We start from the raw sequence: 17,742 nt of genomic DNA on the forward strand, positions 1-17,742 counted from the left end.
GGCGGGCCTGAACTGGGGTATGGCGCGCCTGGGGGGCTTGATGGCGCGCCCGTTACCGGCGACAGTGTCGGGATCCAGGCTGGTTGACCGGCAACGGCCTACAACTCGGGGAGCAAAGCCCGCATGCTTGCCATAAGGCCGGCCAATTCGGCCGACGCCCAGCATCTTGCCCGAATCGGGCTGGCTGCCTGGGAGGCAGTGGTCGGCAGTTGGGGTGAAGATGCCGACAGGCTCCACGACAACGCCGAAGCTGCCTATTATGATTTCTGCACGCGTTTCTGGCCCGACATCCTTGTCGCCGAATGGAATGGTGATCTCGCAGGGTGGGGGTCTTGCGAAAAGGCCGATGACTTCATCACCGATCTCTGGGTCCAGCCGGAGTTTCAGCGCAAGGGGATAGGCTCAGGCCTGCTTGAGGTCATCGAGGCGCAGATCATTCAGCGCGGTTACCCCGCAGCCCGGCTCGAAACCCATGCGCGCAACGCCGGGGCGATCCGGCTCTACAAGCGGCTCGGCTATCGCGTAAAAGCCTATTTTGTCACCTATTCGGACGTGATCGACCAGGATATCGACAAGGTCGAGATGATCAAGGATTTCGATCTCGACGCCAGCCCGGAGGAAGCCGACGAAGACGGGCTCTATGGGATCTGAAACCGGCAATGCGCGGGCAAAAAAAAGACCCGGAGGCAATAATGCGGTCCGGGTTTTTGAGTTGGGCAAAGATCACTTCGCCTAGAGGGAACTTTAATTCATAGGGCGGGTCATGCCACCGTCTACGCGGCCGACGTCGTTTCGGCGGCCATCTGATCGAGAACCCGGTCAAACAGGTCGTGATTTCGGCAAAAGCCCGGCGCTTCGTCAGGGTTGATTTCATGGCCCAGCCACTCCTGGCAACTGTCGGGCCGGTCGCAGGTCAGGCAGCGGTTGGCAGCCCGACGCAGGACCGCGGCGTGATCGGGCAGGCCGCGCATCTCGTCAGCGACGCCGAGCTTGTCCATCATTGCGTCCATCAGGTCGGCTTGCTGGGTCAGGCGGCTGAAAATATCGAGAACGCTCATCGGCCATTCCTCCTCTAACTGGCCGTGAATTTACGCCCGAAAACGCTGTCTGCTTTGATCCTGGTCAAACAATTTGCAGATAGTGGCGAGAGGCAAGGAGCGTTGTCATGCGCCGAAAGCCTTGCAGTCTGGCCGGCTTTGTTCTACCGGACAGGACGCTGAACGTTCCCAATCAATGAGCATGCCATGAGCCTTGTCGATACCCGCACTCCTGAACCCAAACGCCTTGTTCCCGGCGCCACCGGCGATTGGGAGATTGTCATTGGCCTCGAGGTTCACGCTCAGGTGACCAGCAACTCGAAACTGTTCTCGGGCGCTTCGACCCATTTCGGCAGTGCCGCCAATTCCAATGTCAGCCTGGTCGATGCGGCGATGCCCGGCATGCTGCCGGTAATCAACCAGGAATGCGTGGCCCAGGCCGTGCGTACCGGGTTGGGACTCAAGGCCCAGATCAACAACCGCTCGGTATTTGACCGCAAGAACTATTTCTATCCCGACCTGCCGCAGGGCTATCAGATCTCCCAGTTCAAGGACCCGATCGTCGGTGAGGGCGAGATCATCATCTCGGTCGGTCCCGACCGCCAGGGCAATTTCGAGGATATCGAGATCGGCATCGAGCGGCTGCACCTTGAACAGGACGCCGGCAAGTCGATGCACGACCAGCACCCGACCATGTCCTATGTCGATCTCAACCGCTCCGGCGTGGCGCTGATGGAGATCGTCTCCAAGCCCGACATGCGCTCGGCCGATGAGGCCAAGGCCTATGTCACCAAGCTGCGCTCGATCCTGCGCTACCTCGGCACCTGCGACGGAAACATGGACGAAGGCTCGATGCGCGCCGACGTCAACGTCTCGGTCCGCAAGCCCGGCGGCGAGTTCGGGACCCGTTGCGAGATCAAGAACGTCAACTCGATCCGCTTTGTCGGCCAGGCCATCGACTACGAAGCCCGCCGCCAGATCGCGATCATCGAGGACGGCGGCAGCATTGATCAGGAGACGCGTCTGTTTGACCCGGCCAAGGGTGAAACCCGCTCGATGCGCTCGAAGGAGGACGCGCATGATTACCGCTATTTCCCCGATCCGGACCTGCTGCCGCTTGAATTCGATGATGCTTTTGTCGAAGCGCTGAAGGCCGATCTGCCGGAACTGCCCGATGACAAGAAGGCCCGGCTTGTCGCTGACATGGGACTGAGCGTCTATGACGCCTCGATCCTGGTCTCGGAAAAGGCGATTGCCGATTATTACGAATTGCTGGCTTCGGGCCGTGACGGCAAGACCGCAGCCAACTGGGTCATCAACGACTTGCTGGGCGCCTTGAACAAAGCCGGCAAAGGCATTGAAGAGACTCCGGTTTCGCCCGAGCAGCTCGGCGGCATTCTGGATCTGATCAAGGATGGCACCATTTCCGGCAAGATCGCCAAGGATCTGTTCGAGATCGTCTTTACTGAAGGTGGCAACCCGGCCGAGATCGTTGAAGCCAGGGGCATGAAGCAGGTCACCGACACTGGCGCCATCGAAAAGGCTGTTGACGAGATCATCGCCGCCAATCCGGATCAGGTGGCCAAGGTCGCGGCCAAGCCGGCGCTGGCCGGCTGGTTCGTCGGTCAGGTGATGAAAGCCACTGGCGGCAAGGCTAACCCCAAGGCGGTGCAGGATCTGGTCAAGGCCAAGCTCGGCATCGAAGACTGACCGTCAAGCCGATGGCCATCAGCAACGCCGCGGCAATGCATGAAGCCCAGGTTCTCTGGGCCTATCACGATACCGGGACGCCGCTTGCCGCCGCCGATGCGATCATCGGATTGGGCAGTTATGATCTGCGGGTATCTGACCGTTGCGTCGAGCTGTATCAGAACCGGCTGGCGCCGCGAATTGTCTTTGCAGGCGCGTCGGGCAATTGGACGCGGGGCATGTATGCGACGTCAGAAGCGCAGGCTTTTGCTGACCATGCCATCGCCCTTGGCGTTCCCGCGGACGCGATCAGTCTTGAGCCAAAATCAACCAATATCGCCGAAAACATCGGCTTTGTCCGCGCGCTGCTGCCGGATGCGCAACGGGTCGTCTGGGTGACGAAGCCGCAAACCCGGCGCCGGGTGAGCGCGTCGCTGATGGTAAATTGGCCCGAAGTGTTCTCGATGATCGCCGCGCCTGAGCATGGGCTGGCAGCACAGCCGAGCGAGCATCACCCCTTAGAGGCGCTGATTGCCGAGATGGTCGGCGACGTCTGGCGCATGGTGGCCTATGCCGAAAAAGGCTTTCAAGCCAGCCAACCGCTTCCGCCGGAAGTACGAAATGCGTTTGATACCCTTGTCGTGGCCGGGTTTACCCACCATTTGCCAGCAGGCGTGCGTTCACTTGACCATTGATTGATTGCTGGATGATGCTGGATTGTGGGTTGCTACCCGCCTGCCACCAACCACTGATCGTCCAGCAGACACGGCCGAGCCGTGAAAACCTGAGGAAACTGCCGATGTTTTTTGTCCGCTCCGCGTCGTCCCGGGACAACGCCGCCATCCGTGAAGTCCTGGCCGAGATCTGGCGGGCGACCTACGCGCAGTTCTATGGCGCAGACAAGGTTGAGCAGATCATCGCCGACTGGCATTCCGAAGCTGCTGTCACGGCAGCGCTTTCGCGTCCGGATGGCGAGTATCTGGTAGCCGACGATGGCAAGATGATTGGCGGCGTTGCATTTGCCAGCAAATCTGCTGATGGCAAGACGATTACGCTGCACCAGCTCTACGTTCGGCCCGAATGTCAGGGGCTTGGGATCGGTCGCGATCTGTTCGCCGAGATCGAGAGCTGCTTTCCCGACGCTGAAAAACTCACCCTGGAAGTGGATCCGGGCAACGAACCGGCGATCGGCTTCTATCAGGCTCACGGCATGGCCGAGGCAGGCCGCACAGAGAATTGCGGGAAGGATCAGTCGGGAATTCCGGCGCTGATTCTCGAAAAAAGGATCACTGGATAGCGCGGTGGCAAGTCAGACCCCGAATTCCAAATCGCCAAAGGCGGGGAATAAGAAGGGTGGCTGAAACAGCAACAGCCCCAAAAAATCGGCTGCTGTTTCAGGTGGCGACGCTGACCCCTTGGGGAGGATGATATAGTGGCGCTTGCTGTCGAAATTCGTACTGCCGAAAAGACCGATGTGGCCGCGATCGCCGCCATGTTTGCGCAGGATGACCTGGGTGGCCATAGCGATAGTGCCGATCCCGCCGATCTGCCGCTTTATCATGCGGCCTTTGAACGCATCGCCGCGAGCGCCAATGACACCTTGTTTGTCGCGGTCAGCGAGGGTGAGGTGGTAGGCACCTTCCAGACCACGCTGATTATTTCGATGACCGGCAAGGGCTCGTCGAGTCTGATCATCGAGGCTGTCCATACCCGCTCGGATCGCCGCGGATTGGGGATCGGCGCGGCGATGATCGGCCACGCCAACGAACAGGGCAGGGTGCACGGCGTGCGGCTGGTGCAATTGACGTCGAACGCCACGCGGGTTGACGCACACCGCTTCTACAACCGCCTCGGCTTTGTCCAGAGCCATCTCGGATTCAAGATGAAAATGCGCTGAGCATCGCCACGTGCGCCACTGGACATCAGCGCCGGACCGCGTCATAAGGCAGGCACAGCCCAAGGGGGAATGCCCCCGCGCGGCCCCCCGGACGAGAGGCTTACATGAAGACGCTACTTCTTCAGATTTTCACCTGGTGGAACGGTCAGACAATGGGAACGCGTTTCCATACCTGGCGGCATGGCAGGCGCGTCGGCGAGGATGAGATGGGCAACGTCTATTATCAGGGCGGAACCGATTCGGAAGGCCGCACCCGTCGCTGGGTGATTTACAATGGCCCGGCCGACGCCTCGAAGATCCCGTCCGGCTGGCATGGCTGGATGCATCACCGCACCGACGTCGCACCCTCGGCGGAAACCTATGTGGCAAAGCCGTGGGAACTGGCGCACCAGCAGAACTACACCGGCACCGCGCTGGCCTACCGGCCGAAGGGATCGATCCTCAATCAGGGCGCCCGTCCGCATGTAACCGGCGACTACGACGCCTGGACCCCGAAATCCTGAATTCTTCATTGCGACCGGCGCAGCCATGACACAATTGCATGGTTAACGCTTCAGTGACGGCGTTGAATTAGGGTCTCGATCAAAGACGCCCTGGATCACGCCCGACCGGCACCCCGCCGACGGGACATCGTTGTGACGAGTGAAGCATATGAATTTCAAAGCTAATAATATTGCCGGGCGCGCCATGGCGCTGGTGCTCGGTGCGGTCGCGGTTTTAGGCGTGCAGGTGCCAGCAGAAGCCGCACGCGTCGAAAACCCGGTGGCCGTCTTTTCCGGCATCGACAAGATCACCGGGCGGATCACGACCTTCGATGTCTATGTCAACGAGACCGTGCAGTTTGGCGCGCTGCAGGTGACGCCGCGTGTGTGTTACAGCCGCGACGAAACCGAGGCGCCCAAGACCACCACTTTTGTCGAGGTCGATGAAATCACCCTCGATCGCAAGATCCGGCGGTTGTTTACCGGCTGGATGTTTGCCGATTCTCCCGGCCTCAATGCTGTTGACCACGCCGTCTATGACGTCTGGTTGAAAGAGTGCAAGCAAAGCTCCGACGTGCCGCCACCCGCACCGGCCGACGCGAACTGATCGCGCCGACCGGCTGCTTCAAGGGGAGTATTAGCGTGAGGCCACGGGGGTAACCAGTGGTGTGATCCGGCGGATCGTCACGCGGCGATTGAGCCGTTCCGGCGCTTCCGTGCGAACCTTCAGATACCGCTCGCCATAGCCCTGGGTGACCAGGTTTTCCGGCGGGATCCCGAACACATCTGTGAGCGCGACGGCCACGGTTTCGGCGCGCTCGTCAGACAGCACCAGATTGGCTTCATCGCGGCCCACCGCATCGGTATGGCCCTCGATCAGGAAGGTCTCCGCGGGGTTGTTTTCGAGGATCTCTTCCATTGCATCGGCAACATTTGAAAGCTGCTGGATTTGGTCCTCGGCAATCGTCGCCTTGCCGAATTCGAATGTCAGGGAATCAAGATCGATGCGGCGAACCTTGTCGCGAATTCGGGCCGAATAGCGGACTTCCTCGACCGAATACAGCCGTTCGACCTGCTCCACCGGCGGCTCCATAAGAAACTCGAGGTAAGCTGATGGCTCGGCCACGGTGGCCTCCAGAATATACTCGTCTATCGGGATCGACAGCTGCAATGGCGGCAGTTCGCGGCCCGGATCGACAAAGGCCTCGCGGGAGCCGTCGCTGCGCGCATTTGCATAAAACAGCACATATTCCTGGCCGTCGGGCATCACCCGCGTGCGCTGGATCACATCGCCCCAGCGATTGGTGATGGTGACCAGCTGTACCCCGTTGGGTCTGACGATCACTTCCCGGACGCGACCGCCACGCAGCTGCTCATAATAGACTTCGTCGCTGCCGGCGCGCAGCCGCTGATCGTCGTCGTGCTCGATGATGGTGCGGTTATCCACCTCAATGATCGTGCGGTTATCGATCTGGTTGATGATCGTCACATCGGTCTGGCGCTCCCGTACCGGGCGTTCCTTGACCCGTTCACCCTGTTCGGACATGGCCCGTTCGGGTGCGCGACGATCATTTGCTGCCGGCGCCTGGGCTTCAGCGTCCGATTTAGGTGCGGCTGCCGGTCGCGCAGATGGTTTTGAACGGGCAGGAGCGGGGGCTTCGCCTGCCTTGGCCGGTTCGGCATCTTCCTTGGCGCTGTCGAGCACTGGCGCGCCGTCCTCGACAGGCAGCGTCAGCACTTCTTCTGCTGGTTCGGCGGCAGGTTGCTTGGCGGGCGCGGGCTGTTCGGCAGTTGCGTCAGCTGCTGGTTCTGCCGTCGGCTCGGCTGTCGCGTTCGGCTTGGCTTGCGGAGTGGGTGCATTTTCAGGCGTCGTGTCTGGCTTGGGTTCTGGAGCAGGGACCGTCTCAGCCGCAGGCGCGGCATCTGGCTTGGGTTCAGGTTTGACGTTTGTTTCTGCAGCAGGTTCCGTTGCAGGTTTGACTGCTGGCTCAGCCTCAGCAGCCGGCTCGGTTGAAGGTTCGTCCGCAGGAGCAGCCTCAGCCGCCGATTCCGCAGGTGCAGGCTTAGCTGCAGGTTCTGCTGAGGCTTCGGGTGCAGGCTCTGCAGGGGCTTCTGCCTTGGGCAGAACTTCTTTTTCTGGAGCAGCTGGTTCAGGGGCTGCTGGCGCTTCTACCGCGGGTTCAGTCGGTGCTTCCGGCTCAGCCTTTGCTGCGGGGTCTTCGGCAGGCATGGATTCGGCTGGCGCTTCTGCTGAAGGGGCGGGTGTTGCCTCGGGCTCCGCTGTCGGCGCGGCTTCTTCCACAGGTGCTATAGGCTCAGGTGCGGCTTCTACTGCTGGCGCTTCGGCAGCAGGCTCAGGCGTGGGCTCGGCTGCAGGCGCGGCTGGTGCGGGTTCAGCTGCCGTGCCAGGCGTGGCTTGTGCGGCGGCAAGCGCTGCCTGCGCAGCCTGCACGTCTGCCTGGGCGGCGGCAACGTCGCCGCCGGACGCCTCCGCTTCTGCCAGCCGCGCCTGGGCAGCAGCGAGGGCTGCCTGTGCGTCGTCAGCGCTGATCTGCACCTTTACGAGATAACGGGTTAGCGCAGGCGGGGCAGCGTTCAGCAACCCGGCTTGCGGAAATGGGACGGCATGCGAGAGACCCAGACCCCCGAGGCTGAAAACAGCGGTCGAGGCGAGTAAGAGGCGAGTTGAGGTCACGGGTGACTCCTGTAGGTGGATGTTCCTTCACCCTGACAACGCATTGTGGCTTTGCTTGGTTCCCTTCAGGCAATCTGCACGCAGGGCTCGACCCGCGCCGGGCTGCTCAGCGACGCGTAGCGGCGGTTGGTGTGGCATAAGCCTCCGTGTAAATATGGGAGTGATTTATGCAGGGTCGGAAAAGGCGATGTTGTCGCCCTCAAGCGCTTCTGCAAGCAGATCTGCGTAATCATCGCGGGGTATGTCGATGGCGCCGAACCGCTTGAGGTGCTCTGTGGTAAACTGGGTGTCGAGCAGGATGAAACCGCGCTCGCGCAGCCTCTCGACCAAATGCACGAGACAGATCTTCGAGGCGTCGGTGGCGCGGGTGAACATGCTCTCGCCGAAGAAGGCGCGCCTGAGCGAGACGCCATAGAGGCCTCCAACCAGTTCCCCATCCAGCCAGGCTTCCACCGAGTGGGCGTGACCGAGCCGGTGCAGGCTGCTGTAAAGTTCCGCGATGGTGGAATTGATCCAGGTCGATGGCCGGTTATCGGCATAAGCAGCGCATGCCGCCAGCACGCCGTCGAAGTCCGTGTCGAAGCGAATCTGGTAGGGGGCCTGGCGTACCGTCCGGGCCAACCGCCGCGGCACATGAAACTTGTCCAAGGGCAGCACGCCGCGGATTTCCGGCTCGACCCAGAAAAGTTCAGGATCATCTGCCGAATCGGCCATCGGGAACAGCCCCGAGGCATAGGCCTGCAACAGCAGGTCGGGCGTGATCGGCGGATACGAACTGCGTGCCATACCTCAGGTGCCCCGCGCCGCGGACCTGCCCGCGATCCTATTTACCGGCTTTGGCCTCAGCCTTGGCGGCAAGGAATTTTTCCAGCCAGTGAATGTCGTAGTCACCATTGGCGATGTCCGGATTGGCAAGAAGATCGCGAAACAGCGGCAGCGTGGTGTTGATGCCGTCGACCACAAATTCATCCAGCGCTCGCCTGAGCCGCATCATGCACTCAACGCGCGTGCGTCCGTGCACGATCAGCTTGCCGATCAGGCTGTCGTAATAGGGCGGGATCTTGTAGCCCTGATACACGCCTGAATCGACCCGTACGCCCAGGCCGCCGGGTGTGTGGTAATGGGTGATCGTTCCCGGCGATGGCACGAACGTGTCCGGATCCTCGGCGTTGATGCGGCATTCGATGGCGTGGCCATGGAAGCGGATGTCGCTCTGGGTGACCGACATGCCTGCGCCGGAAGCGACCCGGATCTGCTCGTTGACCAGGTCGATGCCGGTGATCGCTTCGGTCACCGGGTGCTCGACCTGCAGCCGCGTGTTCATTTCGATGAAATAGAATTCCCCGTTTTCATAGAGAAACTCGATGGTGCCCGCGCCGCGATATTTCAGCTTGCGCATCGCCGCAGCACAGATCTCGCCGATTTCCATGCGCTGGTCTTCGTTCAGCGAAGGTGAATTGGCTTCTTCCCAGACCTTCTGGTGCCGCCGCTGCAGCGAACAGTCGCGTTCGCCCAGATGAATCGCGTTGCCTTCGCCATCGCCAAGAACCTGAATTTCGATATGACGCGGCTTGCCCAGATATTTTTCCATGTAGACGGCGTCATTGCCGAAGTTTGCCAGCGCTTCCGACCGCGCAGTCGACAGGGCTTCCGACAGCTCCTCGGCATTATGGGCCACTTTCATGCCCTTGCCGCCGCCGCCTGCTGTTGCCTTGATCAGCACCGGGTAACCGGTTACCTCGGCAACTTTTATAGCCTGTTCTACGTCGAACACCTCGCCATCAGAGCCCGGCACGCAGGGGATGCCAAGCGACACAGCCGTTTTCTTGGCCGTGATCTTGTCACCCATTAGGCGGATATGATCCGCGGTCGGGCCAATGAAGGTGATGCCGTGCGCATCAAGAATGTCGGCGAATTTGGCGTTCTCCGACAAAAAGCCGTAGCCCGGGTGCACCGCATCGGCACCCGTGATCTCGCAGGCTGCGACAATCTGGTGGATATTGAGGTAGCTGTCGCGCGAAGGCGGTGGCCCGATGCACACGCTTTCATCGGCCAGGCGCACATGCATGGCGTCCTGATCGGCGGTCGAGTGCACGGCCACGGTCTGGATGCCCAGCTCCTTGCACGCGCGCAGCACCCGCAGAGCGATTTCGCCACGGTTTGCGATGAGAACCTTGGAGAACATGGGCTGACTCACTTATTCGATCACGATCATCGGTTCAGCGAATTCCACCGGATCGCCGTCGGCTACCAGAATCTGGACCACCTTGCCGGCGCGCGGCGAGGGAATCTGGTTCATGGTTTTCATGGCTTCGATGATCAGGATGGTCTGACCTTCCTTGACCATCTGGCCAATCTCGACGAACGGCTTGGAACCCGGCGCAGGCGACAGGTAGACCGAACCGACCATCGGAGCCGTGACGGCGTTGGCCGAAGGAGAGGTCGCCACCGGCGCTGCTTCGGCAGGCGCCAACTGCGGAGCCGCGGCCTGTGGCTGGGCAATCGGCGCATGAATGGTCTGAGGCGTACCGGCGCGGCTGACGCGCACCCGCAAGTCATCCTGCTCGATTTCGATTTCAGTCAGATCGGTCTCATTGAGAATGTTGGCCAGATCCCGGATCAGATCTTGGTCGATCGACGGTTTTCGTGTTGCCATCGGACATTGCCTCTATTGTTGGTGACGTAGGCGGCGATTTCAGCCGTCGCGGTATTTGTTCGTCCCTTTACAGCCCTGTGCCGTCTGGTGACAAGCCCGCCAAGGGGTATGCGGCCGCAAAAATGGCCCCAATCACGCAGCCAGCGCCAAGCCGCTCTGGCCATAGTCTTACACCTTGGGTCCAAGCCGGGGGAAGGCTTTTGGCCAGCCCTCCGGATTGTCCACAAGCGATTGGGGTAAATTGCCTTGCGTAGGGTGCGATATCGGTCAGCAGACTGTGCTCTGGCAGGAACGCAGATTGGCGATCTTGTCAAGCAACGGCTCTGTGCCCACGGCGCCGAAAACTGCCTCGTCGCCAAGGATGAAGGACGGTGTGCCGGAAATGCCCAGCGCATCGGCGAGCTGGTAGGACTGACGGATCGACTGCTCGATGGCCGGGTCGTCCATGCCTGCCCGCAGTTTGGCTTCATCGACGCCCAGGCTGGCGGCCACATCAATCGCCTGCGCCTCGGTTGCCCGCACGTCGCCGCCCAGCAGTTTCAGGTGAAACGCCTCGTATTGCTCAGGCGCTATCTTGCGAAACGCCATGCTGACCCGGTGTGCTGCCACTGAATCCGGTCCCAGGATCGGGAATTCCTTGAGCACGAAGCGGACATTGTCATCCTGTTCGATGATGGTGACCATGTCCTGCATGGCGCGCTTGCAGAAACCGCAATTGTAATCGAAAAATTCGACCACGGTTACATCGCCATTGGGGTTGCCAAGCGAGATGTCTTCGGCCGCGTTGAAAATTGCATCGGTGTTGTCGGTGATGGCTGCCTGCGCCATTCCACGGCTTTCGGCTTCCTTTTTTATGGCCAGCGCCTGTTGGACCTCTTCGAGGATTTCCGGGTTGGTCAACAGATAGTCGCGGACAATCGCGCCGATTTCCTGTTTGTCGGCATCATCGAACGCAGCAGCCGGAAGCGGAATGGCTGATACAGCGCCAAACAGCAGCGCTGCCATCAGGGGGATGCGTTTGCGAAATGCCATGTCGGGTTTCCTCTTGTCAGTTCTAGCGGAGCGCTCTCTTGGAAAGCTGTTCTATTTTCCGATGGTTAAGATGTCATTGGCGCGGACAGCGCCCGGCGATCCTTTGGGGAGCTTTTGCAGCGCACGGGCGGCGAACACCCTCGCGTCGCGGACATTGCCGGCGCGGAAATTGCCTTCGGCCAGAACCAGTTCGGCGTTTCCGATATCCCCGGACTGGCCATAGGCTTGCGACAGGTTCCTGTAGGCGGTGAAATTGTCCGGCTCGCTCTGGATTGATGCCCGCAATTCCTTGATGGCGCGAGTCAGATTGTCAGCCTTGCCGGATGCCACCAGCGCGAATCCGAGCCGTGCCCGGATCAACCCGGAATCGCTTCGGTCCAACTTGGTTGCGGTGCTCAGCGCCTTGATCGCTTCGTCATTCCTGCGCAGCTTGATCAGCACCTCGCCGCGGAACTCGTGAAAATAGGGATTTTTCGGTTGCTCCCTGACCAAAGCGTCGAGTTTCTTCAGCGCTGCGGCCGAATTGCCGGCCAGATCGGTGGCAATCGCATCGCCATAGCGCGCGGCGAGCGAACTGCGGTCTTTGGAAAAAAGCCTTGCGACCGCCTGCGCACCGCCACTGTAGGCAGCGATCTTGGCGCGCATCAGATTGTGCCTGGCGACCAGTCCGGCTGGGTCCTGGGCGTCGAAATATTTGCTCTTGCGCGCCAGTTCCTCCAGCAGTGCGATACGATCACGCGGCAGCGGGTGACTGATCTGGTACTGGTCGACCTGCACGCCCGACAACGAAAGGCTTTGCGAGAAGCGCTCGAACGTCGTCAACATGCCGCGCATTGACTGCCCGGTGGCGTTGAGATAGCGGCCGGCGGCCTGGTCGGCGTTCATTTCTTCCGAACGCCGATAGCTCAGCAGGCTGCGCTGGGCCAGTCCCGGGGCGGCGGTAATTATCGCACCGCCGGCTTGTGTGCTGCCGGAATTTCCCGAGATGCTGCCGGCGGCAATGGCGCCTGCACCAAGCAGGCTGCCAACAATGGCCATCGTCCGCGCGGCGGCTATCTGTTCACGCAGGCGCTGCTGGTGGCCACCGGCCAGATGCCCGGCCTCATGGGCGATCACACCGATGATTTCGTTGGGAACGGAGGCGGCGCTAAGTGCGCCCGTATTGACGAATATCCGCTGGCCATCAACGAAGGCGTTGAAGCTGGGATCATTGACCAGCACGATCTGTACCCGGCTCGATTTCAGCCCCGCGGCCTTGAGCACTGGTTGGGCATATTGCTTGAGCAATGTTTCAATTTCGGCGTCGCGCACCACCGCCACCCGTCCCTGGGCCAGTGCCGGCAATGCAAACGAACAGGTCAGGGCTGCTGCCATGACTCCACCGCAGGCCCGTGCGGCAATTCCCTTGGCGGCCCGCAGAGCCGCGGTCGGTTGCTTGTTGGTTGGCGCTGTCGTGGTCGTCATGCGTGGTGATGTCCTCGTCTTTCAGGTGAAAGGTAGCGGCATAGCCCGGAAAAGCAATCGCTCAAAACAGCTGGACAGCCTTGCTCTCGCTCTTGTGATGGCCACGACAATCGGGCAATTGTGCGGCCAATCGAGATCGCTGAAGCAAACATCCCGGAGTTGATAAATTGAAATTGCACCGCAAACCATCGGTCGAGCCGTTTCATGCCATGGATATACTCGCCGAGGCTACCCGTTTGAAGGCTTTGGGCAACGATGTGATTTCGATGGCGGTGGGCCAGCCGGCGCACCCGGCGCCCACAGCGGCGCGCGCGGCAGCTGCCAGGGCGCTGGAAGTGGGACGTCTGGGCTACACCGATGCGCTCGGGCTTAAAAGTCTTCGTACCGCCATCGCCGTGCGCTACCGTACCCGCTACGGCCTTGATCTCGATCCGCAACGCGTTGCCGTCACCACAGGCTCCTCGGCCGGATTCAACCTGGCCTTTTTGCAATTGTTCAATCCAGGCGACCTGGTGGTGATCACCCGGCCTGGCTATCCTGCCTACCGCAACATACTTGCAGCCCTGGGCCTCAAGGTCGTAGAAATCGCAGTCGGGGCAGAAACCGGACACGCCTTGACGCCGTCTGCCATCGAAGCGGCGGAACGTGACGCCGGTGCGCGGGTTGCAGGCGTGCTGATCGCCAGCCCGGCCAATCCCACCGGTGCGGTCCACGACCGCGAGGCCATCGCTGCGCTCGATGCTTGGTGCGCCGACCGTGGCGTCGCCTTCATTTCCGACGAGATCTATCACGGCTTGACCTGGAGCGGCGAGGAAGTCACCGCGCTGTCGGTCTCCGATCGGGCCATCGTCATCAATTCATTCTCGAAATATTTCTGCATGACCGGTTGGCGGATCGGCTGGATGGTCCTGCCCGAGGGTCTGGTACGGCCGGTCGAATGTCTGGCCCAGAGCCTCTACATAAGTCCGCCGGAGCTTTCGCAGATCGCCGCGGAAGCGGCGTTGACGGGAACCGCCGAGATGGACGCGGTGTGTGCGGGCTACCGGCAAAACCGGACGCTGCTGGCCGAACGCTTGCCGGCACTCGGATTGCCGTTCGCAGCCCCCATGGACGGCGCGTTCTATGCTTGGGTCGATGCCTCCGGCCATACCAATGATTCGATGGCATTCGCGCATCAGATGCTGGCTGACATCCATGTCGCAGCGACCCCGGGCCGTGACTTCGACCCGGTCGATGGCGCCCGCTACATGCGTTTTTCCTATGCCGGCAGCCATGACGAGATGAAGACCGCGCTCGATCGGCTGGAAGGCTGGCTGGGGCGGCGCTGAGTTGCACCGTTACCGGGAAAACACGAGCCCGCCCGTCAAGCCCTGACCGGCGTCCGGGTGTTGAAGCCAACATCTTGAACTGAAAAACAGAAACGGCCGCTCGAAAGCGGCCGTTTTTTGTATTGGTTTGAGCGACTTCTAGAAGAAGCCGCGTTTCTGCCACCACCCGGCTTTCTTGGGCTTTTCGCTCTTGTCGGGTGTGCTCGACGACGTCACCACCGGCGCTGTGGCGCTGGCTGCAAGATCTGTGCGGGCGCGCCGGCTGTCGTCTTCCGCTGTTTCGGCCGCTTTCTCTTCCTTAGCTTCCGGAGCGGGTTCAGTCGGGGCAGGGGCTTGCTCTGCCGCCGGCTCCTCGATCACCACACCTGAAACATCGGGAGTCTCGACCGCAGCGGCCGCATTGCTTTCGGTTGCGGCTTCCTCGGCTGCCTTGTCGGCGGCGATCTCGGCCTTGGTGCGGCGCCTGCGACGGGCCGGCTTGGCCGGTGCCACGGCTTCAGCCTCGGGCTGCGCTTCCGCCTTGGCGGAGGCGTCGGCATCCGCGGCTTCAGCAACAGGCTCGGCACCCGCAGCTTCCGCAGTTACCGGAACAGCTTGTGCTACCATGTCAGCATCGGTCTCAGCCGAAGCTTCTGGCTGCTGTGCGGCCACTGCTTCATCGCCGTTCTCGCCCGATGTTGCCTCATCTTCGCGGTTACGGCGTCCGCCTCGCTTGCCCCGACGGCGGCGCTTGCCACGGCGGTGCTCGTCGCTCTCGGCGCCGTCTGCGGAAGCATCGTCATCGCCCGAAGTGTCGTCGTTATCGTTATCGTTGCCGCTGTCATTATTATCGGCATCGCCGGCGGTATCCTCGGATGAGGCTGCGTTTTCGTCGCCGTTGCCATTGCCGTTTTCACCCTCGGACTTGCGTCCGCCACGCCGCCGGCGCCGACGACGCTTGCGGCCCGAGCCGTCTTCGCGCTCGCTGTGCTCGTCGCCCTGGGCTTCGGTCTTCGGCTCTTCCGCCTCGGTGTTCTCATCGACCTCGGCTTCGTCCTCGACGATTTCGGGATCGTCGTCATCTTCAGGATAGGCCGGAGAGTTGACGGTGATGTTGTCGATGTTGACGGGTGTTTCCACTGCTGCGCCCCGGTCGATGGCGAAATGATTGGACCCGACTGCGTCGTCGGCGGAGAAGCTGATCGAGACGCCGAACCGGTTTTCAAGATCGACGATCGTGTCGCGCTTGTGGTTGAGCATGTAGAGCGCTGTTTCTGCGGTGGTGCGCACGATGATGTCGTGCGTGGTGTTCTTGAGCAGATACTCCTCAACGCCGCGCAGCACATGCAGTGCCACCGAAGATTGCGACCGGATAAGTCCGTTGCCGCCACAGGTCGGGCAGATCTGCATGGTGCTTTCCAGCACCGACGCCCTGATCCGCTGGCGCGACATTTCCAGAAGGCCGAAATGCGAGATCCGTCCCACCTGGATGCGGGCACGGTCGTTTTTCAGGCAATCCTTCATCCGCTTTTCAACCGCGCGGTTGTTGCGGTTTTCTTCCATGTCGATGAAGTCGATGACGATCAGACCGGCCAGGTCGCGCAGCCTGAGCTGGCGGGCAACTTCTTCTGCTGCTTCGAGGTTGGTCTGCAGCGCCGTGTCTTCGATCGAGTGCTCGCGGGTCGACCGGCCCGAGTTGACGTCGATGGCGACCAGCGCTTCTGTCTGGTTGATGATAATGTAACCGCCAGACTTCAACGTCACCTGCGGCTGCAACATGCGATCGAGCTGCGCTTCGATGCCGGAGCGGGCGAAAATCGGATGCAGATCGCGGTAGGGCTGAACCACCTTGGCATGGCTCGGCATCAGCATCTTCATGAAGTCTTTGGCTTCGCGGTAGCCTTCCTCACCGGAAACGACGATTTCCGAGATGTCCTTGTTGTAAAGGTCACGGATCGAGCGCTTGATCAGGCTGCCTTCCTCATAGACGAGGCTGGGCGCCGTTGATTTGAGCGTCAGGTTGCGGACGTTCTCCCACAGCCGCATCAGGTATTCGAAGTCGCGCTTGACTTCGACTTTGGTGCGGTTGGCGCCGGCGGTGCGCAGGATGACGCCCATGCCCTTCGGCACTTCAAGCTCGCGGGCGATCTCCTTGAGACGCTTGCGGTCGGGCAGATTGGTGATCTTGCGCGAGATGCCGCCGCCACGTGCGGTGTTCGGCATCAGCACCGAATAGCGGCCAGCCAGCGACAGATAGGTCGTCAGGGCTGCGCCCTTGTTGCCGCGTTCTTCCTTGACCACCTGAACCAGCAAAATCTGACGGCGCTTGATGACTTCCTGAATGCGGTACTGCTTGCGCGGTTTGCGCTGCGAGCGCGTCGGAACTTCTTCCATCGCGTCCTCGGAACCGACCGATTCGACGGCGTCGTCTTCGCCGGATCCATCATTGTCGTCGTCTTCGTTGCCCTTTTTGCGCCTGCGGCGCGACACCGGTTCGGATATTTCGTCGGCTTCCACTTCGGCCGCCATCTCGGTCGGCTTGTCGTCACCATCGTCCTTGGTGTTCGGGGCATCGGCGGTGTCGGCAGCGTCAGTAGCCGCATCTACTGTTGCGGCATTTTCATCGGCAGAAGTTTGCTCTGAAGTATCGGCGGCTGTCGTCTTGGCTTCGTCAGGTGCCTCGTCGGTCGTAGCTTCGTCACCGGTCTTCTTGCCGCGACGGCTGCGACGCGGGCGTGACTTCGCCGCAGTTGCCGTATCAGCGCCGGCTTCACCGTCGCTTGTTTCGGCTTCATCCGCGTTTTCTTCGTCACCCGACTTGGCTTCGCTTGACTTCGATCGTGACCGCGACCGCGATTTGGCTTTTGCCTTGGGCTTGCTTGCTTCGCTCTCGGCCTCGTCGGCGCTGTCGAAATCAGGATCGGATTCAGCGTCTTCGGCTTCCGCCTGAAGCAATGCCTGCCGGTCAGCGAAGGGGATCTGGTAATAATCCGGATGGATTTCGGAGAAAGCCAGGAAACCGTGGCGGTTGCCACCGTAATCGACAAACGCGGCCTGCAGTGACGGCTCAACGCGGGTCACCTTGGCCAGATAGATATTGCCTCGCAGCTGTTTCTTGTGCTGCGATTCGAAGTCGAACTCCTCTATGCGGCTTCCACGGACGACAACGACGCGGGTCTCCTCGGGATGGGACGCGTCGATAAGCATTTTTTCTGCCATTGAGTATAAGCTCCTCGGCACGCCCAGATGCGTCTGATCCGCCGGCCTGATGACAGGTACAGCGGTGGAACGGGAGGGCGGGTGCCGGATGAAAGATTTTCCGATGCTCGGTCAATGGCGGCGCGCGAAGAGGCAGAAGCCGGAGCGATTAACGCCCGGGGCCTGTTCACACTAGGGGAGTTCCGCTGTTGCACCATGATAGCCGGTCGGAATTTCATTTGCGATTAGTCCTTGCGGACCGATGAAGAACCCCTGTTGGGGCGT

16 protein-coding genes are annotated in these 17,742 nt (G+C 61.0%); 8 read left to right on the forward strand and 8 right to left on the reverse strand.

What is annotated here, in order from left to right:
- Positions 1-123 precede the first annotated feature (123 nt).
- Positions 124-651, forward strand: coding sequence for a GNAT family N-acetyltransferase (locus ACK6D9_RS12010; protein ID WP_322988066.1), 528 nt, complete (start codon positions 124-126; stop codon positions 649-651).
- A gap of 122 nt (positions 652-773) precedes the next feature.
- On the opposite strand, the gene ACK6D9_RS12015 is transcribed toward ACK6D9_RS12010, so the two are convergent.
- Positions 774-1,058, reverse strand: a complete 285-nt coding sequence (locus tag ACK6D9_RS12015; protein WP_412048703.1) for a DUF6455 family protein — start codon at positions 1,056-1,058, stop codon at positions 774-776.
- A gap of 186 nt (positions 1,059-1,244) precedes the next feature.
- On the opposite strand from ACK6D9_RS12015, the gene gatB reads away from it, so the two are divergent.
- The 6 genes from gatB to ACK6D9_RS12045 all read left to right on the forward strand — a co-directional run bounded on the left by gatB (position 1,245) and on the right by ACK6D9_RS12045 (position 5,712).
- Positions 1,245-2,747, forward strand: coding sequence for an Asp-tRNA(Asn)/Glu-tRNA(Gln) amidotransferase subunit GatB (gatB, locus tag ACK6D9_RS12020; protein WP_412048704.1), 1,503 nt, complete (start codon positions 1,245-1,247; stop codon positions 2,745-2,747).
- 11 nt (positions 2,748-2,758) lie between these two features.
- Positions 2,759-3,421, forward strand: a complete 663-nt coding sequence (locus ACK6D9_RS12025; protein ID WP_412048705.1) for a YdcF family protein — start codon at positions 2,759-2,761, stop codon at positions 3,419-3,421.
- A 104-nt stretch (positions 3,422-3,525) separates the two neighbouring features.
- A complete protein-coding gene (locus tag ACK6D9_RS12030; RefSeq protein ID WP_412048706.1) occupies positions 3,526-4,023 on the forward strand; it encodes an N-acetyltransferase family protein in 498 nt (165 codons plus the stop codon).
- 195 nt (positions 4,024-4,218) lie between these two features.
- The gene (locus tag ACK6D9_RS12035) at positions 4,219-4,623 is read left to right on the forward strand and encodes a GNAT family N-acetyltransferase (RefSeq protein WP_412051800.1); all 405 of its coding nucleotides are present in this window, start codon (positions 4,219-4,221) and stop codon (positions 4,621-4,623) included.
- A 104-nt stretch (positions 4,624-4,727) separates the two neighbouring features.
- Complete coding sequence (locus ACK6D9_RS12040) at positions 4,728-5,126, forward strand: NADH:ubiquinone oxidoreductase subunit NDUFA12 (RefSeq protein ID WP_412048707.1); 399 nt, start codon at positions 4,728-4,730, stop codon at positions 5,124-5,126.
- A 184-nt stretch (positions 5,127-5,310) separates the two neighbouring features.
- Positions 5,311-5,712: a DUF2155 domain-containing protein gene (locus ACK6D9_RS12045; protein ID WP_412051801.1), complete on the forward strand. Its 402-nt coding sequence runs from the start codon at positions 5,311-5,313 to the stop codon at positions 5,710-5,712.
- 30 nt (positions 5,713-5,742) lie between these two features.
- Here ACK6D9_RS12045 and ACK6D9_RS12050 read toward each other — a convergent pair whose 3' ends face one another.
- The 6 genes from ACK6D9_RS12050 to ACK6D9_RS12075 all read right to left on the reverse strand — a co-directional run bounded on the left by ACK6D9_RS12050 (position 5,743) and on the right by ACK6D9_RS12075 (position 12,952).
- Positions 5,743-7,800, reverse strand: coding sequence for an OmpA family protein (locus tag ACK6D9_RS12050; protein WP_412048708.1), 2,058 nt, complete (start codon positions 7,798-7,800; stop codon positions 5,743-5,745).
- Between the two features lie 165 nt (positions 7,801-7,965).
- Positions 7,966-8,586, reverse strand: coding sequence for a leucyl/phenylalanyl-tRNA--protein transferase (gene aat / locus ACK6D9_RS12055; protein WP_322988075.1), 621 nt, complete (start codon positions 8,584-8,586; stop codon positions 7,966-7,968).
- Between the two features lie 37 nt (positions 8,587-8,623).
- Positions 8,624-9,985, reverse strand: a complete 1,362-nt coding sequence (gene accC, locus ACK6D9_RS12060) for an acetyl-CoA carboxylase biotin carboxylase subunit (protein WP_412051802.1) — start codon at positions 9,983-9,985, stop codon at positions 8,624-8,626.
- Positions 9,986-9,997: 12 nt separating this feature from the next.
- Positions 9,998-10,456, reverse strand: coding sequence for an acetyl-CoA carboxylase biotin carboxyl carrier protein (gene accB, locus ACK6D9_RS12065; RefSeq protein WP_412048709.1), 459 nt, complete (start codon positions 10,454-10,456; stop codon positions 9,998-10,000).
- Positions 10,457-10,723: 267 nt separating this feature from the next.
- Complete coding sequence (locus ACK6D9_RS12070) at positions 10,724-11,488, reverse strand: DsbA family protein (protein ID WP_322988077.1); 765 nt, start codon at positions 11,486-11,488, stop codon at positions 10,724-10,726.
- A 51-nt stretch (positions 11,489-11,539) separates the two neighbouring features.
- Positions 11,540-12,952 (reverse strand): M48 family metalloprotease, encoded by a 1,413-nt coding sequence (locus ACK6D9_RS12075; protein ID WP_412048710.1) that lies wholly within the window; start codon positions 12,950-12,952, stop codon positions 11,540-11,542.
- Between the two features lie 209 nt (positions 12,953-13,161).
- Here ACK6D9_RS12075 and ACK6D9_RS12080 point away from each other — a divergent pair, with 209 nt between their 5' ends.
- Complete coding sequence (locus ACK6D9_RS12080) at positions 13,162-14,280, forward strand: pyridoxal phosphate-dependent aminotransferase (protein ID WP_412051803.1); 1,119 nt, start codon at positions 13,162-13,164, stop codon at positions 14,278-14,280.
- Positions 14,281-14,418: 138 nt separating this feature from the next.
- Here the strand turns inward: ACK6D9_RS12080 and ACK6D9_RS12085 are convergent, their stop codons facing one another.
- Positions 14,419-17,478, reverse strand: a complete 3,060-nt coding sequence (locus ACK6D9_RS12085) for an Rne/Rng family ribonuclease (protein WP_412048711.1) — start codon at positions 17,476-17,478, stop codon at positions 14,419-14,421.
- Between the last annotated feature and the right edge of the window lie 264 nt (positions 17,479-17,742).

The organism is Hoeflea sp. Naph1, assembly GCF_046837775.1.
Classification (GTDB): Bacteria; Pseudomonadota; Alphaproteobacteria; order Rhizobiales; family Rhizobiaceae; genus Hoeflea.

What these genes read in the sequence shown, in the direction of transcription:
- ACK6D9_RS12015 (WP_412048703.1), bottom strand. Translation starts at nt 1,058, where the DNA reads ATGAGCGTTCTCGATATTTTCAGCCGCCTGACCCAGCAAGCCGACCTG.
- accB (WP_412048709.1), bottom strand. Translation starts at nt 10,456, where the DNA reads ATGGCAACACGAAAACCGTCGATCGACCAAGATCTGATCCGGGATCTG.
- ACK6D9_RS12035 (WP_412051800.1), top strand. Translation starts at nt 4,219, where the DNA reads ATGTTTGCGCAGGATGACCTGGGTGGCCATAGCGATAGTGCCGATCCC.
- ACK6D9_RS12070 (WP_322988077.1), bottom strand. Translation starts at nt 11,488, where the DNA reads ATGGCATTTCGCAAACGCATCCCCCTGATGGCAGCGCTGCTGTTTGGC.
- ACK6D9_RS12045 (WP_412051801.1), top strand. Translation starts at nt 5,311, where the DNA reads ATGGCGCTGGTGCTCGGTGCGGTCGCGGTTTTAGGCGTGCAGGTGCCA.
- ACK6D9_RS12080 (WP_412051803.1), top strand. Translation starts at nt 13,162, where the DNA reads ATGGATATACTCGCCGAGGCTACCCGTTTGAAGGCTTTGGGCAACGAT.
- ACK6D9_RS12040 (WP_412048707.1), top strand. Translation starts at nt 4,728, where the DNA reads ATGAAGACGCTACTTCTTCAGATTTTCACCTGGTGGAACGGTCAGACA.
- ACK6D9_RS12085 (WP_412048711.1), bottom strand. Translation starts at nt 17,478, where the DNA reads ATGGCAGAAAAAATGCTTATCGACGCGTCCCATCCCGAGGAGACCCGC.
- aat (WP_322988075.1), bottom strand. Translation starts at nt 8,586, where the DNA reads ATGGCACGCAGTTCGTATCCGCCGATCACGCCCGACCTGCTGTTGCAG.
- ACK6D9_RS12075 (WP_412048710.1), bottom strand. Translation starts at nt 12,952, where the DNA reads ATGACGACCACGACAGCGCCAACCAACAAGCAACCGACCGCGGCTCTG.
- accC (WP_412051802.1), bottom strand. Translation starts at nt 9,985, where the DNA reads ATGTTCTCCAAGGTTCTCATCGCAAACCGTGGCGAAATCGCTCTGCGG.
- gatB (WP_412048704.1), top strand. Translation starts at nt 1,245, where the DNA reads ATGAGCCTTGTCGATACCCGCACTCCTGAACCCAAACGCCTTGTTCCC.
- ACK6D9_RS12025 (WP_412048705.1), top strand. Translation starts at nt 2,759, where the DNA reads ATGGCCATCAGCAACGCCGCGGCAATGCATGAAGCCCAGGTTCTCTGG.
- ACK6D9_RS12030 (WP_412048706.1), top strand. Translation starts at nt 3,526, where the DNA reads ATGTTTTTTGTCCGCTCCGCGTCGTCCCGGGACAACGCCGCCATCCGT.
- ACK6D9_RS12010 (WP_322988066.1), top strand. Translation starts at nt 124, where the DNA reads ATGCTTGCCATAAGGCCGGCCAATTCGGCCGACGCCCAGCATCTTGCC.